Consider the following 21467-nt stretch of genomic DNA (forward strand, 5'->3'; position numbering starts at 1 on the left):
TTTCCGCTCAATGCAAATAGTGTTGCAAGTGCGGTGGCACTGCCCGCGAGGCGAAATCTCTTACGTGTCAAACTATTGATATAATTATGCGATCCCTGCGTCATATTCCCTTGCCGCCTACCCGTTCTTGAAAAAGATGGCGCAAACTAGTTCGCGGGCGCGGCCGGCGTCAAGAATACATGAGTATATAAGTCATCTTTTTTGTTGAATTCCGAACCCATGTTGCAAAATGGCTTGCCTGACTGCGCGGCCCGCCGAAAATGCACAGCCATAACTTGCATCACGGCTTCGTTCGAGCGGCTTGTCAGATTGCATTTCCGATAATATGAGGAATCCTATCACCTTTTGTTAAGGACGCCGCCCAATCCGGCGCTCTAAATATTCGGTCAGCCGGAGAGAGCATGTCCCAATCGTCGTTACCTGAAGCAGCCGAAGTCCCGGTGCCCGTCACGCTTGCCGGCTGCACGTTTGTCGATCTGAAGTTTGAGAATGCCGATCAGCCGCACAGAATTTTTCTTTATCGCCCCAGCAAGCCGGCTCCGCCGGAGGGATGGCCGATCCTCTATTTGACGGATGGCAATGCCTGCTTTGCCACCGCCGTCGATGCGCTGAAGGTTCAGGCGAGCTATCCGAATGGGACCAATGTCGGCGAAGGTGTCGTCGTCGCTATCGGCTATCCCACGGACGAGCCGTATGATCCGCTTCGCCGTTCCTGGGATCTGAGCCCGCCGCCGGGCCGGGTCTATCCGCCGTTCTTTCCAGACACACCCGATGTGAGAACAGGCGGCGGCGAGCATTTCCTGACGCTGATCGAAAACGAGCTGAAGCCGTGGGTCGAAGAGCAGGTTCCGATCGACCGATCGCGCCAGACGCTCTTCGGCCATTCGTTCGGTGGCCTTTTCGTGCTTTACGCGCTGCTGACGAAACCAACGGCCTTCAATCGCTGGATTTCGGCAAGCCCTGCGATCTACTGGGAAGCCGCCGCTATTCTGTCGACGGAAAGCGCATTCCTGAACGAGCGTCAGGCTCTCCCGGACATCGAACTGCATCTTTCCGCCGGCCAATATGAAGGCGAGACACTTGCGCCCTTCCACAAGGATACGCTGGAGGAACAAAAGCGGCTGGAACGAGCAAAGGAAACCCGCACGGTGGAGCTCGCCCGCGAGATGGCTCAGAGATGGGCTAAGCTGACATCATCCACAGAAATGGTAACCTTCGAGGAATATGCCGGAGAGAACCATATGTCGGTGCTGCCGATCGCCTTGAACCGGGCCGTGCAGATCGCATTTCGCAGGATGAAATAAGTCGAAAATTCATGCGCTTGCCACCTGCGGCTCCAGCGCATTCTCTGGCAACTCGTCGCCTCCTCGCGCACCCCGCGCGACAAGCTGTGTTCGCAACGGATTTCCGGTCGCCTCGGAGAGGCGATCAAGCAAAATTAACCCTTGGTTAACCATAATCACTTTTCTTTGCTATATTGAATACAAGGGCTTGATTCTAAAGAGCGTCGCGCGATTTGCGATGAATGCGACCACACATGATTGCCGCGATCCCGAGATGCATTTTTCAAAAGCGATAACGTTGATACTATTGGCTTGCCTCGGCGCCGGATGCACGACAACCGGCCAGGTTCGCCAGTCGATCGGCGTAGAAACCGTTGCCGCCGACAAGGCGCTCGCTTTTCCGCCCCCAGGCGGACCGGCAATCGTCAATGTGGTGGAGCGCAGGCATGCGAAAGATATCGAGCAGACGATCTCGCTCTTCACCTCCTCTTCCGTTCCCGGTCAGAATTTTCTCAAGGTGCAGTTTCTCGGTATAACCGGCTCCAATCCCGGGCTCGGGAGCAGGCCGTTCGATACAGTCAGCGAGGGTACGATCGCTCGTGAAATGGCAGCGTCAATCCCAGGCGTGCGGCTCGCGCGTTCGGCTATATTCGTTCAGAACAACTACGGCCCCTTTGGCTATGCCTCCGGCCCGAGCAGGGCCGGCGATACCTGCCTTTATGCCTGGCAGCAGGTGAAGGCCGGTTTTGCCCCGTCGCAGGAGCAACGCAATTTCGGCATGGTGCAGGTGCGCATCCGGCTCTGCGACGCCCATGCGACGGAACGCCAACTCCTAGGCACCGTCTATGGCTATACGATAACAGGCCATTTCGCCGGTGCCGCGTTGAACCCTTTCGGCGGGCCGCGCGGAGCCGATGCAGTTCTCGGCAAGCCGGGCGAACTGGTCTATCCCGATGCGACGCCTTATCGTACGGCGCCGATCGGCATCGGCTACCAGAACCGCCCCGCAACAGCGCGCCCCGTTGTCATCCGTCGGCCGGCCGTGATGCAGCCGCAGCCGCAGGTTCAGCCGACCCTGCCGCCGATGATCGGGCCGCGCGTGCCGTTACCCGACGGACAGGGCGTGCCGCCGCAGACGAATGGTGCAAGCGGGCCAACCTCGATAGCCCAGCCGCCGTCGACCAACACGGCAAGCAATATCATCGTGCCTTTACCGGACTGTAACGCAGAAGCTGGCATATCCCAGGCGTGCCGCTAGCAAGCGGTACGGCTTGGAGACGCCAGGATGGCGTCTGGCAATACCTTTGAAGGGATACCGATGCACACAGCACGCAGCATCTTGATATGGGCCGTGATAGCGCTGTGCGGCATCGTCCTGATCACATTGCCGGTCAACCTTCAAACCCAGCTGATTGCCGGCACGGTCGTCGTTACCATCATGGCGGTCATCAAGGTCCTCAAGCGTCAGGGAACATGGCGCCTGGTCGCCCTTGCCTTCGGCACCGCCATCGTGTTGCGCTATGTCTATTGGCGCACCTCCTACACGCTGCCGCCGGTCAACCAGCTGGAAAACTTCATCCCGGGCCTGCTGCTCTATCTCGCCGAAATGTACAACGTCGCGATGCTGATGCTCAGCCTCTTCATCGTCGCGACCCCCCTACCCTCGCGCACCGCACGCGCCGCCAAGACGCAGAATTTCCCGACGGTGGATGTATTCGTCCCGTCCTACAATGAAGACACCAATCTGCTTGCCAATACGCTCGCCTCGGCCAAGGCGATGGACTATCCGGCCGACAAGCTCAGGGTCTGGCTGTTGGACGACGGCGGCACCGCGCAGAAGCGCAACTCGACGAAGGTGCTGGAATCGCAGGCTGCGATGGCGCGCCATAATGAACTCAAGCAGCTGTGCACCGATCTGGAAGTCGAGTATCTGACGCGCGAGCGCAATGAGCATGCGAAGGCCGGCAATCTCAACAACGGCCTGGAGCATTCGAGCGGCGAGTTGATTGCCGTCTTCGACGCCGACCATGCGCCCGCGCGCGATTTTCTGCGCGAAACGGTCGGATATTTCGAGGACGATCCAAGGCTCTTTCTCGTGCAGACGCCGCATTTCTTCATCAATCCGGATCCGCTGGAGCGCAACCTGCGCACCTTCGACAACATGCCGAGCGAGAACGAGATGTTCTATGGCATCATTCAGCGCGGCCTGGACAAATGGAACGCGGCCTTTTTCTGCGGGTCCGCCGCCGTGCTCAGCCGCCGGGCGCTGGAATCGCAAAGCGGCTTCAGCGGCATCAGCATCACCGAGGATTGTGAAACCGCGCTTGCGCTGCACGGTGCCGGTTGGAACAGCATCTATGTCGACAAACCGTTGATTGCCGGCCTGCAGCCGGCGACCTTTGCGAGCTTCATCGGCCAGCGCAGCCGCTGGGCCCAGGGCATGATGCAGATCCTGCGCTTCCGCTTCCCTCTCCTGAAGCGCGGCCTGACGCTGCCGCAGCGCCTCTGCTACATGTCTTCGACGCTGTTCTGGCTCTTTCCGTTCCCGCGCGTCATTTTCCTGTTCGCGCCGCTTTTCTATCTTTTCTTCGACCTTGAGATCTTTACCGCGTCGGGCAGCGAATTCCTCGCTTATACGCTCGCCTATATGCTCGTGAACCTGATGATGCAGAACTATCTCTATGGCTCGTTCCGCTGGCCATGGATTTCCGAGCTCTATGAATATGTCCAGACGGTGCATCTATTGCCCGCCGTCGTTTCGGTCATGCTCAATCCGCGCAAGCCGACCTTCAAGGTTACGGCCAAGGATGAATCGATCGCCGTCAGCCGGCTTTCGGAGATCAGCCGTCCGTTCTTCGTCATCTTCGCCGTTCAGATCATCGCGCTGGCGGTCACCATATACCGCGTCTATGCGGAACCCTATAAGGCGGATGTCACGCTCGTCGTCGGCGGCTGGAACCTCATCAACCTCATCCTGTCCGGCTGTGCACTTGGTGTTGTCTCTGAACGCGGGGAGCGGGCCTCCTCACGCCGCGTCAGGGTGGATCGCCGCAGCGAGTTCGGGACCGACGGCAGATGGAATTCCGCATCCATCGAGGATGTTTCCGTTCACGGCGCCAGGCTGAACGTCTTCAATAGGGGAATGGAACCGATCAAGGTCGGCTCGGAAGCCACCATTCGCTTCCAGCCCTATAGTGGCGCCGACATGGTGACCTTGTCGGTCGTAATCCGCAATATCGAGCAAATGGGCGACATCACGGCCATTGGCTGCCAGTATGTTCCGAGGGATGCCGCCGACCATCGTTTGATTGCAGACCTTGTCTTCGCCAATTCCGACCAATGGACGAAGTTCCAGCAGGCGCGGCGGCGCAACCCCGGTATCATACGGGGAACGATCTGGTTCCTGGGCTTGTCATTCTACCAGACCAGTCGCGGCTTGATCTATCTTTTCAAGGGTGTGGGCTCGGATCGCACGCAGCAGCGGCAGGATGCGAAGGCGAGAAGCTGATGAACCGTATCCTGCCTGCTCTTATCCTTCCTACCCTTGTTATTCTCCTGGGCGCTGCGGCCGCGCAGGCGCAGACGACGCCTTTCGACATGTCGGGCGAGCGACCGAAAGGCGCATCGCCGACAGTACCGCAGATCACCACACCCCGAATGACAGCACCACAGGCCGAACCACCCAAGGCAACGGCGCCTTCAGCCGCAATTCCGCAGGCTGTGACACCTAAGACCGTTGCTCCCCAGGTTACTCCGCCTCCGGTCATAAAACCGCCAGCCGCCACGCCGCAAACTGTTGCGCCGCAGGCCACAACGCCCGTCGCCCCGGTTCAGACGAGGCCGGAGGCAAAACCGGCAATTGCTGTCGCACCCACACCGGCGTTCCGTCGCTATGTCGTTCCCTTTGCCAAATTGCGATTGGAGGGCGAGACCGATCGCAGGTCCTGGTCGATCTATCTGACACCCGAACAGGCAGCGGCGCCGGCGAAATTGAGCTTTGCCTATCAGAATGCGGTCGTAGTTGCACCGGAGACATCGCAGCTTACCGTCCTTCTGAACGACCGCGTGGTGCACGAGCAGCAGATCGGCTCCTCCGATAATGAATCGGATGTCACTTTCGATATCCCGCGCGGGCTCCTGCAACCTGGTGCCAACCTGCTGACGTTCGAAGCGTCGCAACGCCACCGCGTCGATTGCGATATCCCCTCGACCTACGAGCTCTGGTCGGACATCGATCCCGCAAGAACCTATCTGAGCTTCGCCAGCAATGAGGCGGATAAGCTGTCGACCACCGATGCGATCCGCGCGATCGGTGTCGACGGAGCCGGCAAGACACAGTTCAATCTTGTCGTGCCGGCGCTTGCCCAACCCGGGACAACCAAGCCGATCCTGCGTCTCGCGCAGGGCCTTGCTCTGCTCAGCGGAATGCCGAATGAGACTTTCTCGTTCGACACGGATGCATTGCCCTCACCCGGCCCCGGCAAAATGGCTGTCATCGTCGGCACACCGGCGGAATTGCAATCCGTCTTTTCCGTTCCGACTTCGGCGCAAAATGGAGCTCTGGCGACATTTGCGACCGATCCGCGTAGCGGTCAGCAGCTCCTTCTCATTAGCGGCCCGTCCTGGCAGGCGATTTCCTCCGCGATTGATATGGTGGTTTCTCCGACCGACCGCGACCCCAATACCCCCCGTGATCTGCTGGTGACACAGCGATGGACGGCCCCGGATGCGCCGCTGATCTACTCCGACACCAGCCTCTCCTTCGAGCAGTTGGGCGTCAAGACCAGCGAATTCTCCGGGCGCCGCTTCCACACCAGCTTCAATGTGGCAATTCCATCCGATTTCTATGCGAACGCCTATGGGGAAGCCACCATCCTGCTTGACGCAGCCTATGCCAAGGATGTGCGGCCGGGCAGCCATATCGACGTGTACGTCAACGGCAGCATCGCCACGACAAAGCCGATCACGGCGACCGGAGGCGGCATCTTCCGGCACTTGCCCATCCGCATCACCATGCGCCACTTCAAGCCGGGCCTGAACACAATCACGCTGGAAGCCATATTGCTCGCCGACGAGGATTCAGCCTGCGCGCCCGCGGCAACGTCGAGCACGACGCCGCGTTTCGCATTGTTCGATACCAGCCAGTTCCGCGTCCCGGATTTTGCAAGGGTCGCACAGCGGCCCAACCTTGCCGCATTCGCCGGCACCGGCTACCCCTATAATCGCGGCAGCGGGCCCACAGCGCTCTTCATCGACCGGGTGGATGCCGACACGCTATCCGCCGCCGCGACGCTCCTGGGTCGAATGGCACTCGTTGGCGGACATCCGATCGCTGTGGACCCGACGGTCTCCTCGAACACGGTCGGGACCCGCAACGCGCTGTTCATCGGCTCCGTCTCGCAACTGCCGTCGACGGTCCTCGCGCAAATGAACATCTCCTCATCGAGCCAGGTGGCCTGGCGCCCGCCCGCTCTAGGTCAGACCGGCACTTCGGAAGCCTCAGTGACGATCGCCGACTGGCGCTCCCGCATCAGCGGTGGACTGCTGCAGGGGCAGATGGAACGCTTCCAGCAATGGATGCATCGCAATTTCGATATCACGCTGAGCTCGCTGCGCTTCATACCCGGCTCGGAGCAGGTGTTCACGCCGTCGAACGCCAACAGCCTCCTGATCGCCCAGGAGGCAAATCCGACCAATGACGCGGGCTGGACTGTCGTGACCGCACCGAGCGCCCAGGACCTGCGCTCCGGCGTGGAGGCAATGACCGCGCAGAGCGCCTGGCCCGAGATCAGCGGTCGCATCACCGTCTATTCCGGCAAGACCGGAAAGATCGATACAACCCCCGTCAGCCGCTTCACCTTCGTCACGACCCAGCCCTGGTCGCTGACGAATTATCGGTTGATCGCCGCAAACTGGCTTTCCAGCAACATACTATCTTACGCACTCCTATTCGTAGCAGCCGCCTTCCTGCTCGGCATCTGCACGGCGAGCGTCCTTTCCAAGATCGGCAGGCGCGAATGAGAGGCTGGCTGTCCCTTCTTGCGATCTGCGCCGCAATCGCCCTGACGGCGGCCCAGCCGGTCGCCGCTCAGCGCGCTGCGATCGATCCGCAAGCCTGGGCTGCCTACAAAGCGAAGTTCCTCGATCAGAACGGCCGTATCATCGACAACGGCAATAACGGCATCAGCCACAGCGAAGGGCAAGGCTACGGTCTCCTTCTTGCCTATCTCGCCAACAATCCAGCTGATTTCGAGCAGATCTGGTATTTTACCCGAACTGAACTCCTGCTCCGCGACGATGGTCTTGCCGTCTGGAAATGGGATCCAGCCGTCACACCTCACGTCACGGACGCGAACGACGCTTCAGATGGCGACCTGTTGATCGCTTATGCCTTGGCGCTCGCAGGATCGGCCTGGGACAGGAAGGATCATCTGCGGGCCGCCGCGACTATGGCCAAAGCGATCCTCTCGCATGTGGTCGTCAATTCCGGAGGGCGGACGTTGCTCATTCCCGGTGTGGATGGGTATCTGCCGCCTGGACGCAAGGATGGCCCCGTCATCAATCCGTCCTACTGGATCTTCGAGGCGTTTCCCGTCATGGCGCTCCTGGCGCCTTCCGATCGCTGGCAGAAGCTGAGCGACGATGGTCTGACCCTGCTGCGTGCGATGCAGTTCGGCCCACGCAAGCTCCCGGCCGATTGGGTCAGCCTGAAGGCCAAGCCGGAGCCTGCCGACGGCTTCGAGGCGGAGTTCGGCTATAATGCCGTCAGGATCCCGCTTTACCTGGCGCGGGCTGGCATAGACGACAAAGCCCTGCTCATACGCCTGCGGCAAGGCATGACTGTCGAGGGAGGCGTGCCGGCGACGATCGACCTTACAACCGGCAAGCCGAAGGACCTGCTTCCCGATCCCGGTTATGGAATTGTTAACGATGTTGTGGCGTGTGTGGTGAGTGGAACGAAACTGCCTGCTTCGGTCAGGCAGTTCGCGCCATCGCTTTACTATCCGGCCACCTTGCAACTGCTGAGCCTGGCTTTCGTCGCGGAGAAACACCCGGAGTGTTTATAAAATCCACCTTGATCATGGCTTTCATGGCCGTCGCCGTGGCGGGGTTCACGCTCGCGACGAAGGATCATGACTCGCCTGAGGACAAGATCAAGCTGGCAAAGTCCAGTCGCCTGGAGCCGCAGATCACGCTCGCAGGTGATATGACGCAAGACGGCAGTTCCGGGGAGCCCGTCGATCTTCGGGCACTCGCCGATCACATACAGTCAAACGCGCCCTCCCCGGTTCTGCCCGAGCCTTCAAACACGGTGCAGACGACGCCGGACACGGTCGCGCAAACAGCGCCACCATCGCAATCAGCGCCACAGCCTTCATCGCAGCAACAGGGCCAGGCTCAACCCGGCAATAATCCACCCAAGGTGGATGAAAGCGCACTGCGCTATTTTGCCAGCCGTGGCGACAAGGCAAGGCTTCAGGCCGAAATCTCCCGCCTGCAGGCGCTCTATCCCAATTGGACGCCGCCGGCTGATCCGCTGGCCGTTCCGCAAAACAGCGACAAACGGCTCGAGGCCATGTGGCAGCTCTATTCGGAGGGCCGCTATGCAGAGGTGCGCAAGGCCATTGCCGATCGCCAGTCGGCCGAAACCGGCTGGCAACCGCCCTCCGATCTGCTTGAGCGCCTCGACATAGCAGAAGCACGCACACGCCTTGTCAACGCCTCCGACCTCAAGCAATACGCGACCGTGATCGATGTCGGCGCCAATACGCCGAGCCTGCTCACCTGCAGCGACATCGATGTCCTCTGGCGCGTTGCCGAAGCCTTCATCCGCACGGATCGCGCCGCGCGCGGCGTGGACGCCTATAAATATATTCTGAAGACCTGCACCAATCCGCAGGAGAGGATTGCCACCATTCAGAAAGCCGCGGGCCTGCTGCCATATCAGCCGATGCAGGATCTGCTGGCGCTTGAGAAACCCGACGGCAATGGCGGGCGGGAGTTCGACAGCATCAGGGCCGATCTTGCCCGCCGTTTCGTAGCCCAGGGCAATGAAGATCCCAAGCTGACCGTCGCGCAGGATTATCTGTCTCAGGTCGAACGCATCGCCCGCAGCCAGGGCCTGGCATCGGACGATTCGCTCCTCGGCTGGTACTATCTGCGCCGCAGCAACTACAGCGATGCCGAACAATGGTTCAAAGCCGCGCATGAGAAAGAGGATTCCGCAACCATCTCGCAAGGCCTAGCCCTGGTCCTGATCGCCGACCACAAGCCGCAGGAAGCCGAAGACGTCATGTATAAGTGGCGCAACGAATCCAAGGATGCGATGGCGACCTACCTTGCTGCGTCTGCCAACCTGATGGCCCTGCAGCCGCCCGCCAATCTTGGCGAAGGCGTGCTGCAGCGCGTTGCCGCCGAGATCGTGAAAGAGAAATATGTGCCGACGGCACAGCAATTCGGCTGGTACGCCCGCACGCTGAATCAGCCGCAGGCAGCGGCCCGCTGGTTCGAGACGGCCCTGCGCTGGAAACCGGATGATGAACCCTCTGCTTATGGTCTGGCAATTACGCGCAATCAGTTGAACGACCGGCAGGGCGTTGCCGACGTCCAACGGCTTTGGGCCGGGCGTTCGCAGCGCATTGCCGTCCTCGGCGAGCCGGCGCAGCGCGCACCAACCTCGGCACCATTGCCTCCCCCCAGTCAGGCAGAGCAGACAATACAGCAAACATCACCCCAAGGGACGCCGCAAATAAAGCAGCAGGGAAACCGGCAATACGCGCCGCCGGCCACTCCTCGAGTGCAGGCTCAGATCCCAATGACGTCTCCGAACGTCAACGCGCCAAATGCCACTCAGCCCGCAGCGCCTGGTCGACATGCCCCTTCAGTCGAATATGCCGAACCGCAGACCCGCGCGAGAACGGCTGCCCGCGCTGCGCGGCAAGCTTCCGGATGCACGACCACCGTCAATGCAGAGCTGCTCACGCCGGCCAATGCCTTGTCGCGCGGCTGGTGCCTGATGAACCTCAATCGACCGATGGAGGCTGTGGAAGCATTTGGCGGCGCGTTGAACAATACGGATCCCAAGTCGCGGGAAGAGGCAGCCTATGGCCAGAGCCTCGCCTATCTTCGCGCCGGTCTCGCCAACAATGCGGCCGTTGCAGCAACCAAGGCGCCAATGAGCCATCAACGCGCCGCCGAGCTGCAGGTAGCCATACTTTCCGACCGCGCATTGTCCGCCTTCTCGGGCAAGCGCTACCACGAGGCGCTTCTTTATCTCGATCAGCGCGCACAATTGCAACAAGAGCGCGTCGATCTCATGGTGCTGCGCGGATACAGCTATCTCAATCTCAAAATGTACGACGATGCCGAACGCATCTTCACCGCGGTCGCTGCCACCGGCAGCCGCGACGGCAGCCGTGGGTTGAGAGACCTCATGCTCGCGAAGCACCCGCAGCCTGGCGGCTATTGATTTCGCGCGGATTCACAACACATCGAAGCCGATAAAGTTCAGCAGAGTTCGACTTAAGAAAATCCATAACCGAGCCTGAAGTCCTGCTTATGCGAGCACGCCGCCATTCACATATGTCCGACCCTCAAAAAGGCCAAACTCCAAAGAGGATTTATACCAGCGGCGGCAGCATCGGGTAGGAAATTCAGATACTCTGCAGTATTAAAATTAGCGGAGGGATCCCGTTCCCTCGTGCAATGGTCGTCCAAATAGTGAGTACGGGTTGATTCCCGTCATCAAGTCCCGTAGATCCGCCATGATCATGCGCCGGCATCTGCTGGATCATTAGCGTATGCGTCTGTGCGCCAACACTGGCACCGAGCGTGGTTTCTGCTACACCGGATGTTGTTATCCGGCGCCCGGCGGCCGCCCCCGTTCATGTTATCTTTAACCGGCCGCCACGGGCCTGCGCAGATCCGGCAGATTGAATGTTGTGGCGCTGTCGCCAGCTCGATAGCGCGTTCCAAGAATACCAACGCGGTCGCATAGGTAGTTCTGGAAATAGCCTGCCCTACAGCAAGTAACCATCCCGCCGGTGCGGCGTTACTAATGAAGTCGATCACCGCACCGGTCGGGAAATATCCCTGCGGGTACGAAAGAGACCCCTCGTCGCCAGGGTCGGACGGACTGGCAAGGTTCTTGCCGCTGCCTATTGCCATTTTGGTTGCCCGTCCATGGCGCGACACCAAACATAAGGAGAATGCCATTTAGCGCGCTCTGGATATCCTCAAGCGACGGGTTGTGCTGGGCTCGCCAGGATGTTCGGCCCGGTGACCACCAGGTAGCCGGATGGCAATTGTAATTGCCGTTAAGATCGAAGGCAAAAAAATGCCTCCATTGAAAAATGGTGACTCCAGAGAACCGCCTTGATGGTATTATCTTTCGGAAGTCGCCCACTTTTGATCTTTAAAGGTGGGTCGCGCTCAAAATGACGCTACCATCATCTTGAATTATACACATCGCGTGTGTATATCATTCACATGAAGAGCGGTGACATAATTTCAACTCTAAAAGCCGATGGTTGGTACGAAGTCGCCACCAAAGGAAGCCATGTGCAGTTCAAGCACTCCACCAAACCGGGGCGCGTTACCGTTCCTCATCCCAAGCGAGACATTCCGATAGGAACGCTCAAAAGCATCGAAAAGCAGTCAGGATTAAAACTAGGGTGACCACCATGCGCAACTATATCGGACTTATCCATAAGGAAGCCGAGAGCGACTACGGCGTTTCCTTTCCTGATTTTCCAGGCGTCGTGACAGCCGGCACGGATCTCGAAGATGCACGCCATATGGCTGAAGAAGCGCTTGCTCTCCATGTCGAAGGACTTATCGAGGATGGCGAAGCCATTCCGGAAGCATCGACCCTTGATGACGTCATGGCTAACCCCGATAATCTGGGTGGTGTAGCCATTCTCGTTTCCCTCAAGACCGAAGCGAAGAAGGCCGTCCGTCTCAATATCACGATGCCCGAAGATGTTCTTCAGGAAGTGGATGCATACGCTGAAGCCAAGGGTCTCACTCGCTCCGGCTTCCTCGTCCGTGCTGCGCGGCGCGAAATTGAGCTTAACGCCGCCTAGTGGTGTGACAGCGAGCAGTCATGCCCGTTGTCTCGCTCATATTTCTCCTATGTTCTGGGTATGCTCCAAGATCGCAAGAATCTGCTAATCTGGATCTGCTTTGTTGTCTCCGCCGTCATCATGGCAAGTGGGTGACATGGTTCTTGAAATATATGGGCTTGGAATTCGTTCTCGGCGCAATCTTCGGCTTCTTCCTGATGTTCAGATGCTTCGGGATTATCTCTTGCGACTTCCGCAATCTATCGTAAGGCTGCCCGGCCCGAGCTATCTGCTGTCGCGCCGGCTTCTGCGCACGCGAAATCAGTGCTTCGATCACGCCGCATCCCCGCTGGCCACGATGATGGGGCGGATGATCCACGCACGGCAAAGCACCCGGCACGCGTTCGGGACGAGTTTCGGTTTCATTGGAATGTCCTGAAACGCTTCAGCGGTAGGTCAAGTGCCGTACTTCGTAGGTTGCAGAACCCTTCACAAGAAATACATTCAATGCTAACATTTGGTCGCGATTTAGCCCTATCCCGGTTCACTCAAGTCGCGCACATGAGTGTTTTCCCTGTGCCTGGCCCTGCTCGGCCCCACCGGCAGGGCCAATTTTTCGACTACGGTTTAGCGACGGACTTTATTTCGTCGGCGTGCAACACTTCTGCCCTCAACCGGATAGTCGCATCCGAGGTCTGCTGCCTAGCCTCTGAGCCCCTGCCTCGCCCCGAACTAAGTGAGGCAGGGCTATTCCGGCCAGGTCAGCGGAAACTGTGTTTTCAGCTCGGTCATGAAATCGGCAATGGTCGCTGCGTGCGCTCGCCAGTCTGCACTTTCTCCAGTTCGGCATAGCAATAAGCCCATATCTGATCGCGCCAGGTGATGAAGGCCCGCGCCTGCGCTGCCCTTGCCTCATTAGACGATGCGACATAGGAGGCAAGTGTCGCGCCATCACGAAACCGCATCGATCGCACAGCGTCATCCACCATGCCCCGAATTTCCGCCTCAAGATTTCGAGCGTCGGCGGCGCCGTCGACTGTTGATTGGCATCGTCTACCGCGATTATCTTGAGGGGCGGTGCAAGCCCGAACGCAGCCTAATGGCGCGGGAACCCCTTCTTGCCCGTCTTTGCGAAATCTATAACCTATTCAGTTTCGCCATAAGCCGCTTCCTTTTGGCGTTCAGGGATAAATCGACCGTCACTGTCAGTGTTTGGATCAAGTGCCGATTTCACGATGTGGCGGAGGTCCGCTACCATCAATCAACATCTCATTATCTACGGCACACCGGCTCGTTCACGGCATCTGCGCACCCGTTGCGGTCGTGTAGACTCGATAAAGCGATTGCGTCGCAGTGATAAACAGTTGATTTCGCCGCGGGCCGCCGAAGGTGAGGTTGGCGACTGTCTGGGGTATTTTGATCTTGCCGATCAAGGTGCCGTCGGGTGCGAAGCAGTGGATGCCGTCGCCGGCGCTGGTCCAGATGTTGCCTTCAATATCGGCCCGGAAGCCGTCCGGTATGCCGGTGTCGATGTTGCAGAAGACACGGCTGTTCGTGGCCTTCTTTCCGTCGACGACGTCGAAGACGCGGATGTGACGCGGAGCGCTGATATCGTGGCTTGCGGCGGAGTCGGCAACATAGAGCTTTGTCTCGTCGGGTGAAAATGCCAGGCCGTTCGGCTGACGGAAATCGTCGACGACGACCTCCAGTTCGCCCCTTGACGGGTTGAGCCTATAGACATTTCGGGTCGCCTGCTCAGGCTCCGCCTTGTAGCCTTCGTAGTTCGAGAGAATGCCGTAGGTCGGATCGGTGAACCAGATGGATCCGTCGGAACGAACAATCACGTCATTCGGCGAATTCAGGCGCTTGCCCTTGTAGCTGTCGGCAAGAACCGTGATCGAGCCGTCAATCTCCGTGCGCGTGACCCGGCGGGCGCCATGCTCGCAGGAAATCAAACGTCCCTGCCGATCGCGCGTATTGCCGTTGGCAAAATTCGACGGTGCGCGGAAGATCGATACGCCGCCATCCGGCACCCAGCGCAGCATACGCTCATTGGGAATGTCGCTCCAGATCAGGCATTCGGCATCGGCGAACCAGACAGGTCCCTCCGCCCAGCGGCAGTCCGAATAAAGCTCCTCCAGCCCAGCACTTGGAACAACGAGGTTCCGGAAGCGGGTATCGTAGATTTCGTAAAGGGATGAGGAGTCGTTCGACATTTCGATTGTCCTAAAAACTGCTGGGGAACAGTGTCAGCGCCCGCCGACGGGGCGCCCGCCTGCAATGAGGATGACGGCAATGATGATCAGGCCGGTCAGGATGAGCCTCGGTCCGGCGCCGAAACCGTAGGTGTTCAGCATGGAGACGACCAGGAACATGAAAAGGGACGCGCCCCATATGCCCGGCACGTTCGAATCACCGCCGGCAACCGCCGTTCCGCCGATAATGACGACCGCGATCGACATCAGCAGATATTCGGCACCCATATTGAGGGCGGCGCCGCCAGAAAAGCTCGCGAGCAGATAGCCGCAAACCGAAGCCAGGATGGCGCAGAGCACATAGGTCGCAAGCCGTGTCCCGTCGACGGGAATGCCGGCCATGCGTGCCGCAAACATGCTCTGCCCGATCGCCGATATCCAGCGGCCGTAGATCGTCCGCTCCAACAGCACCCAGGCAAGCACTGAGAGCAAGAGAGCAACAATCGCGACATTCGGGACGCCGAAGAAGCCGGATGTGGTGAAATCAGCCAGTTGATCCGGCGGCTTGATGCGCAGGCCGCGATTGCTCCAGATCGCCGTCGACTGGATGATGAAGCTCATCGATAGTGTCGCAATGATGGGTGGGATACGCAAAAGCTTGATCAGGGCGTAGTTACCGATACCGATGCCAAGGCCGATGAGGATCGACACCAGCAGGCCGGGCACGATCATGCCGTCCTCGACATTCATGAGCTTGAGCGCGATTGTACCGGCAAGCGTCATCGTGGCGGGCACCGACAGGTCGATATTGCCGGGACCAAGCGTGATGACGAACATCTGCCCGATGCCGACGATCACGGAAAAGGCGGCAAAGGTCAGCGCTGCCTGCGAAAGGCCGACGGAGCTCGCACCGCCGGTGAAGAGCACGGTAACGAGCCAAACGATGATGGTGGCAAAGAAAGACCAGATCCAGGGCTTCCGGCCGAGTGTCCGAAAAGCGATCATGATTGTTTCTCCCGCTTTTCGACACGGTTGAGCAAGAGCCGCAGCGCCAGCACGATGATCAGGATGGCACCCTGGGCACCAATTTGCCAGTCCGGTGAGATCCGCAGAAATGACAGGAATGAGCCTGCCAAGGTCAGGGTCAAAGCTCCAATGACAGCGCCGATCGGGGAAACACGCCCGCCTATGAATTCCCCGCCCCCGAGGATGACCCCGGCGATCGACAGAAGCGTATAGCGCAGCGCAATGTTTGCATCCGCCGAGGTGGTGAGCCCAACCAGTGCGATACCGGACAGGACCGCAAAGAGGCCGGCAAGCCCATAGGCTGCCGCGCGCAAGGCGACGACGGACCAGCCGGCGCGCTCAAGCGAACGTTGATTGCCGCCAACGCCACGGATCAATACGCCGAAGGACGAGCGCATGACGATCAGGTGCGAAATCAGCGCGATGACGACACTCGCAACGATCGCCATCGGGACGAGCGGCGGCTTCGAAGTCATCAGCCAGCGGGCCCAATCGGGCGCCGTGCCACCCGGCGCGGGAAGCAGCAGAACCGCAAAGCCGCCCCAGACGAAGCTCATGCCGAGGGTGACGACGATCGACGGCAAGTCTCTGATGTAGATGATCACGCCTATGACGGCATAGACGGCGATCGCGGCAGCGAGAATAAGGATGCCCAGGAGCGGTGATGACTGCAGATAGGTCGCGGCCACGCAAGCCGTGAAGCTGACGAATGTCCCCATCGACAGATCGAGATCGTTGACCGACATGATCATCATCTGTGCGATCGTTGCGAGCGCAATCGGCACGGCGAGATTGAAAAGGAGATTGAGCCCGATATAGCTCATGGCCCGCGGCTGGAGATAGAAGACTGCGATAAGCAGAACGGCGAGCGACAGCGCCGGGATAAGCAGACGCAAGGTAGCGGACGATGGACGGATCATGCGCCCTCCCCGGCAAAGGAAGCTGCCAGCACGTTTTCCTCCGTGATTTCCTCTCCCGCCAGCTCCGCGACGATGACGCCGTCTCGAAAGACATAGGCGCGGTCGCAAAGGCGGATTTCATCCATTTCAGTGGAGTACCAGATGAATGTCCGGCCGGCGGCCGCCTCATCGTTCAGGATGCGATAGACCTCCTGCTTGGTGCCGATATCCACACCGCGCATGGGATCATCCATCAGCACGACCGGCGCCGTCGTCGCAAGTGCGCGGGCGAACAGAACTTTTTGCTGATTGCCGCCGGACAATGACAGGATACCGTTCTCCATCGCCGGCGTGCGGATTTCGATGCGCCCCTTCCACTTGGCTCCAAGGCTTTCCTCCCGCTCCTTGTTGACGAGCGACATCTTGGAGAGATCGCGAAGCGATGCGATGCTCAGGTTCTTCAAGATGCTCCACAGAGGAAAGGTCCCGTTCAGACTGCGGTCACCAGCGACGAAGGTAATATTCTCCCGCCTGCCCGGCAGCCAATTGCTCGACAAGGATCGATGGAGATCGAGCAGCATGTCGGTTTGGCCGTGACCAGCAAGACCGGCAAGGCCGATTACCTCCCCCTTGCGGACCTCGAAGGTAAGGCCCTTGCCCCTGTGCGAAGGCAAGGTGAGGATAGGAGGCGTAACGGCACGTTCCTCGTTCCCGTGCTTGCGGTCCTGTTCCTTGACGACGCTGCCCATGGCCTGGACAAGGCTTCGGACATTAAAATCCTGCGCGGCGCGATCGGCAACGACCCGGCCGTCCTTCATGACGAGAATGCGGCTCGCCGTCGAAAGAATCTCGCCAAGAATATGCGAGATCAGCATCACCGCGCCGCCAGCTTGCACGAACCGACGCACATAGGTCATCAATTGCGCCGCCAACCCGGCATCGAGCGATGAGGTCGGCTCATCCAGGATGACCAGCTTCGGCTTCTCGCCGACGGTGCAGAAGGTGATCGCAATCTCCACCATCTGCCGTTCGGCGATGGAAAGCTCACCGACGCTGCGCATGACATCGATCTTGTGACCGGCAAAAATCTCGTCGAGCTTGGCGCGCACGATCGCGGCAGCCCGGCGGCGCCAGTTCCAGCCGGAAAGACCGTGATGAACGACCCGCATGTTCTCGACAACGGTCAGATTGGGGGCGAGAGAAAGCTCCTGAAAGACGCAACGAATGCCATATGCGCGTGCGGCATTGATGCCGTGCGCCTTGTCGTCGCCGTCGTAGGTAATCGTTCCCTCGTGCGGGTGAAGGCCGCCATTAATGACGTTGACGATGGTCGATTTGCCAGCGCCGTTGTGACCGACAAGGCCGATGCATTCGCCGGCATGAATGGTCAGATCGGCACCATCGAGCGCCTTGACCGCGCCGAAATGCACTTTGATGCCCCTCGCCGAGACGACGGCTTGCCGCTCGGTGTCTTCCTTCATCGAACTATTGTCTTTGACTGCAATCATGGATCGTCCGGCCGGCCGTTGCATCTAACCGGCACCGCCTTTATTGGCGGCTCCGGCCTTCATGTGCTTGTCGATATCGATTACTTCGCCGCAGCGATGACCTTCTTGGTGTCATCCAGCGTGTATTCGACATTGGCGACCCCGCCCGCCTGCGTGGTGGCGAGGCTGGCTTCGAGATTGTCCTGATCGATGCGCAGAAACGGCACGACCAGATCCTTCTTCACCGGCTGACCGTCGAGGATCTGCTGAGCCACCCAGAAGGCAAGCGTGGAAACGCCGGGGGCGATCGAGACGGACATGGTCTCATAGCCGCTGGCATCCTTCTCCTTCTTCCACCAGGCAAGTTCGTCCTGACGGTTGCCCATGACGATCGTCGGCATGGTGCGCTTGGCGGCTGCGAGGGCCTGTGCCGCACCATAGCCGTCGCCGCCTTGCGTCACGACGGCTGAAATATCGGGAAGGCTCGGCAGGATGCCGGCGACGGCGCGCTGCGCGACATCCTGCGCCCAGTCGCCGTGCACAGAGCCGACGATCTTGAACTGCGGATATTTGGCGGCAGCCGCATGGATACCAGCGGAAATCTCATCATCGACGGAAACGCCGGCAAGCCCGCGGATTTCGAGTACATTGCCACCCTTTGGCATCTTTTTGGCGAGATACTCGATCTGGCTGGCGCCCATGCCCTTGAAGTCGACGGCAATGCGCCAGGCGCAGGGTTCGGTGACGATGCCATCGAAGGAAACAACGACGATCTTCGCATCGCACGCTTCCTTGATCGCGCCGTTCAGCGCCGTCGGCGATGCAGCGTCGATGACGATCGCGTCATAGCCCTGCAGGATCATGTTCTGGATCTGCGCGGCCTGCTCGGTTGCCTGATTTTCCGCCGTCGTAAACGGATCGGCGGCGGCCACAACACCGGCCTTCACGGCTTCGCCCGTGACTTTCTGCCAGCTGGTCAACATGGCTTGGCGCCAGGAGTTGCCGGCATAATTGTTCGACAACGCAATCTTCTTCGATGATGTATCAGCAAAAGCGGAACCCGGCACGGCAACGCAGGCGATGACGGCGGATGCCAGCAGCATCTTGGCAATATTCATATTTTCCTCCCAATGAGCCCGTATTTCATCTTCCGGGCCAAGATTTTCGAGCGCGCTCCTCAACGAACGATCGAAAATAATATTTGCACTGAAGGTTCCCCTGTCAGTACAAGCAGGATGTCCGAGATTGTTTCGATTGTACAGGCGCTTAAGGCTCGAGACCCTGCGGGATCCCGCAGAAAAAATGCGCAAGTCCGCAGGACGAACGGCTCGGATCGGCGCTTAATAGCGTTGGAAATCCATATGCTGCGATCGACCGGAGGGGAAGTGGTCGACGCGTTGCCTGGGAGGGCGTGCCTTGCGCAATTTGGCGCCGCAATCGGTCTTCGACCACTATCTCAACATATCGAGGCTACTCGCCGGCCAGCTCGACTTTCACTCCGTCATCCGGGCGGTCGCCGCCGAAATCAGCCATGTGATCCCGCATGATCATCTCGACGTCTGTATCATGCTGGTGGACGAGCAATTTCATACGGCCTATGAGAGCGGGCTTGAGACCGATTGGGGACGCCGCTTTCCGGCTCCCGTAAGCAACAGCCCCATCCGCACGCTTCTCTGGGGCGAGAGCGATTATCTGCTGACCGACGATGCCTGGAGCGACCCGCAGTTTCATTTCCAGGGCGCTTTTTCACACCCGATCTTTCACCAGTCGCTGCATAGCCGCGTGCACGTCCCCCTGAAAGTACAGGGTCATGTCATCGGGGCGCTTTCCTGTTCGAGCCACCAGACCGGCTTCTACACCATGCAGCATGTCGAAAGCGCCCGCGTCATTGCCGATCTGTTGGCACCCCATTTCTTCGCCATCCGCGCCGCCGACCAGGCTAACCGCTCGGCAATCGTGGAAGCCGAGGCCCGCGCCCGCGAGGAGGGCCTTCGCCTCGGTGCCCTGAAATTGACCGAGGCATTGGAGGCCGAGCGGCAACGCATCGGCATGGACCTGCACGATCAGATTCTGGCCGATCTGACCCGCCTAGCGCGCCGGCTGGAGCGGCTTGCCCGCCAGCCAGATGTCACCGGTGAAGCCCTTGAACCGCTATTTCGCGGTTTGCATCATAGCATGCACGACCTTCGTCAGATCATCGAAGAGGCCAAGCCTTCTGTCCTTCAGCTATTCGGCTTTGCGCAGGCGGTGGAAAACCATCTCGAACGATCGATCCAGGAGAGCGGAGCCACTTTGGCCTGGACGCTGAAAGACGAGACCGGCGGCGCCATCGATTGCCTCGAACAATCGGTATCCATTGCCCTCTTCCGTATTGCACAGGAGGCCATCAACAACGCCATACGCCATGCCCAGGCCGCCAGCATCGAGGTTCACCTGAAAGCGGTTGGTGGCGCGGTGACCATCGACGTCATGGATGACGGCCTTGGACTTGGAAATGCCCGCAGACCGTCGGGGGGCGGCATCGAAAACATGCGGACCCGAGCGCGCCTGATCTCCGCGCGTTTCGCGATAAAGCCGGCCGCTACATCCGGAGGAACATTGGTCAGCGTCACCCTGCCCGCCAAGGCGCAGCCCTTAGGAGGAGCCGCGGCATGAAGGTTCTGATCATCGAGGACGATCCGCTTCATCGCTCCTATCTGAACGAAGCGATCCGCGCCGCCCTTCCCGAATGCGACGGCGTGCTGGAAGCCGAAAACGGCAATACCGGCGAACGACTGGCGCGGGATTGCAAATCCGCCCATATCGTCATGGATCTTCAGATGAGCCAGCGCAACGGTATCGAGGCTGCGCGCACCATATGGAAGGAACGGCCGGAGACGCGCATCCTCTTCTGGTCGAACTATTCGGACGAAGCCTATGTTCGCGGCGTCTCGCGCATCGTGCCGGTCGGCGCCGTCTACGGCTATGTTTTGAAATCGGCCTCTGACGACCGGCTGAAGCTGGCGCTGCGCAGCATCTTCATCGAGAGCCAATGCGTGATCGACCGCGAAGTGCGCGGCATGCAGCAAAAAAGCCTTGGAAACGTCAATGGCTTCACCGAAGCCGAATATGAAATCCTGATCGATATCGCGCTGGGATTGACTGATCGCGCCATCGCGCAAAGACGCAATCTCTCGGTTCGCAGCGTTCAAAACCGATTGCAACAGCTCTACATCAAGCTCGGCGTCTATCAGCCGCTCGGCAATCAAGACGATGATGGCCGTTTTAACCTCAGAGCCCGCGCCGTGGCCGTGGCGTTTCTCAGAAAGCTGCTCAATCACAGCGCTCTGGAGCGGGCGGAAGCCGACCTTACCGCCTGGCTCGCCCGCCAGCCTCACGATTGAGCGACAGAATGTGCCGCCGACGTCGATCACGCTTGACGTCTTCCACCGAATAATTGTCTATTGCTAGCAATAGACATTAATCCAACCATACGGAATTTCTCATGTCCGCCGTTTCGCCTGTCATCCTGCTC

Annotated in this window: 17 protein-coding genes; 10 read left to right on the top strand and 7 right to left on the bottom strand. The window is 59.4% G+C overall.

What is annotated here, in order from left to right:
• Positions 1-401 precede the first annotated feature (401 nt).
• From ACPYOP_RS30845 to ACPYOP_RS30870, 6 genes are all read left to right on the top strand, one after another.
• Complete coding sequence (locus tag ACPYOP_RS30845) at positions 402-1304, top strand: alpha/beta hydrolase (RefSeq protein WP_481414033.1); 903 nt, start codon at positions 402-404, stop codon at positions 1302-1304.
• 253 nt (positions 1305-1557) lie between these two features.
• Positions 1558-2541: a cellulose biosynthesis protein BcsN gene (gene bcsN / locus ACPYOP_RS30850; RefSeq protein WP_481414047.1), complete on the top strand. Its 984-nt coding sequence runs from the start codon at positions 1558-1560 to the stop codon at positions 2539-2541.
• Between the two features lie 60 nt (positions 2542-2601).
• Positions 2602-4791, top strand: coding sequence for a UDP-forming cellulose synthase catalytic subunit (gene bcsA / locus ACPYOP_RS30855; RefSeq protein WP_481414048.1), 2190 nt, complete (start codon positions 2602-2604; stop codon positions 4789-4791).
• On the top strand, positions 4791-7304 hold the full coding sequence (locus ACPYOP_RS30860) for a cellulose biosynthesis cyclic di-GMP-binding regulatory protein BcsB (protein ID WP_481414034.1): 2514 nt from the start codon (positions 4791-4793) through the stop codon (positions 7302-7304). Before bcsA ends, ACPYOP_RS30860 begins: the two co-directional genes overlap by 1 nt.
• A complete protein-coding gene (locus tag ACPYOP_RS30865; RefSeq protein ID WP_481414035.1) occupies positions 7301-8350 on the top strand; it encodes a family 8 glycosyl hydrolase in 1050 nt (349 codons plus the stop codon). The genes ACPYOP_RS30860 and ACPYOP_RS30865 overlap by 4 nt, the downstream gene beginning before the upstream one ends.
• Positions 8341-10752: a cellulose synthase gene (locus tag ACPYOP_RS30870; protein ID WP_481414036.1), complete on the top strand. Its 2412-nt coding sequence runs from the start codon at positions 8341-8343 to the stop codon at positions 10750-10752. The genes ACPYOP_RS30865 and ACPYOP_RS30870 overlap by 10 nt, the downstream gene beginning before the upstream one ends.
• A 426-nt stretch (positions 10753-11178) precedes the next feature.
• Here the strand turns inward: ACPYOP_RS30870 and ACPYOP_RS30875 are convergent, their stop codons facing one another.
• Positions 11179-11319 carry a tail fiber protein gene (locus tag ACPYOP_RS30875; RefSeq protein WP_481414037.1) on the bottom strand — a complete coding sequence of 47 codons (141 nt, stop codon included), beginning with the start codon at positions 11317-11319 and terminating at the stop codon, positions 11179-11181.
• 452 nt (positions 11320-11771) lie between these two features.
• On the opposite strand from ACPYOP_RS30875, the gene ACPYOP_RS30880 reads away from it, so the two are divergent.
• Together ACPYOP_RS30880 and ACPYOP_RS30885 are read left to right on the top strand one after the other, a co-directional pair.
• Positions 11772-11960, top strand: a complete 189-nt coding sequence (locus tag ACPYOP_RS30880; protein ID WP_481414038.1) for a type II toxin-antitoxin system HicA family toxin — start codon at positions 11772-11774, stop codon at positions 11958-11960.
• A 5-nt stretch (positions 11961-11965) separates the two neighbouring features.
• Complete coding sequence (locus ACPYOP_RS30885) at positions 11966-12367, top strand: type II toxin-antitoxin system HicB family antitoxin (RefSeq protein ID WP_481414039.1); 402 nt, start codon at positions 11966-11968, stop codon at positions 12365-12367.
• A gap of 767 nt (positions 12368-13134) precedes the next feature.
• Here the strand turns inward: ACPYOP_RS30885 and ACPYOP_RS30890 are convergent.
• The 6 genes from ACPYOP_RS30890 to ACPYOP_RS30915 form a co-directional block, all read right to left on the bottom strand.
• Positions 13135-13335, bottom strand: a complete 201-nt coding sequence (locus tag ACPYOP_RS30890) for a hypothetical protein (RefSeq protein WP_481414040.1) — start codon at positions 13333-13335, stop codon at positions 13135-13137.
• A 306-nt stretch (positions 13336-13641) separates the two neighbouring features.
• On the bottom strand, positions 13642-14562 hold the full coding sequence (locus tag ACPYOP_RS30895) for an SMP-30/gluconolactonase/LRE family protein (RefSeq protein ID WP_481414041.1): 921 nt from the start codon (positions 14560-14562) through the stop codon (positions 13642-13644).
• A 33-nt stretch (positions 14563-14595) separates the two neighbouring features.
• Positions 14596-15546, bottom strand: coding sequence for an ABC transporter permease (locus tag ACPYOP_RS30900; RefSeq protein ID WP_481414042.1), 951 nt, complete (start codon positions 15544-15546; stop codon positions 14596-14598).
• On the bottom strand, positions 15543-16487 hold the full coding sequence (locus ACPYOP_RS30905; protein ID WP_481414043.1) for an ABC transporter permease: 945 nt from the start codon (positions 16485-16487) through the stop codon (positions 15543-15545). The genes ACPYOP_RS30900 and ACPYOP_RS30905 overlap by 4 nt, the downstream gene beginning before the upstream one ends.
• Positions 16484-17947 (bottom strand): sugar ABC transporter ATP-binding protein, encoded by a 1464-nt coding sequence (locus tag ACPYOP_RS30910; RefSeq protein ID WP_481414049.1) that lies wholly within the window; start codon positions 17945-17947, stop codon positions 16484-16486. Before ACPYOP_RS30910 ends, ACPYOP_RS30905 begins: the two co-directional genes overlap by 4 nt.
• Positions 17948-18054: 107 nt before the next feature.
• On the bottom strand, positions 18055-19071 hold the full coding sequence (locus tag ACPYOP_RS30915) for a substrate-binding domain-containing protein (RefSeq protein ID WP_481414044.1): 1017 nt from the start codon (positions 19069-19071) through the stop codon (positions 18055-18057).
• A gap of 298 nt (positions 19072-19369) precedes the next feature.
• Here ACPYOP_RS30915 and ACPYOP_RS30920 point away from each other — a divergent pair, with 298 nt between their 5' ends.
• Both ACPYOP_RS30920 and ACPYOP_RS30925 read left to right on the top strand, forming a co-directional pair.
• Positions 19370-20608, top strand: coding sequence for a GAF domain-containing sensor histidine kinase (locus tag ACPYOP_RS30920; protein WP_481414045.1), 1239 nt, complete (start codon positions 19370-19372; stop codon positions 20606-20608).
• A complete protein-coding gene (locus ACPYOP_RS30925; protein WP_481414046.1) occupies positions 20605-21336 on the top strand; it encodes a response regulator in 732 nt (243 codons plus the stop codon). Before ACPYOP_RS30920 ends, ACPYOP_RS30925 begins: the two co-directional genes overlap by 4 nt.
• Positions 21337-21467 lie beyond the last annotated feature (131 nt).

It is taken from the genome of Rhizobium sp. KNZ2-6A (assembly GCF_056755475.1).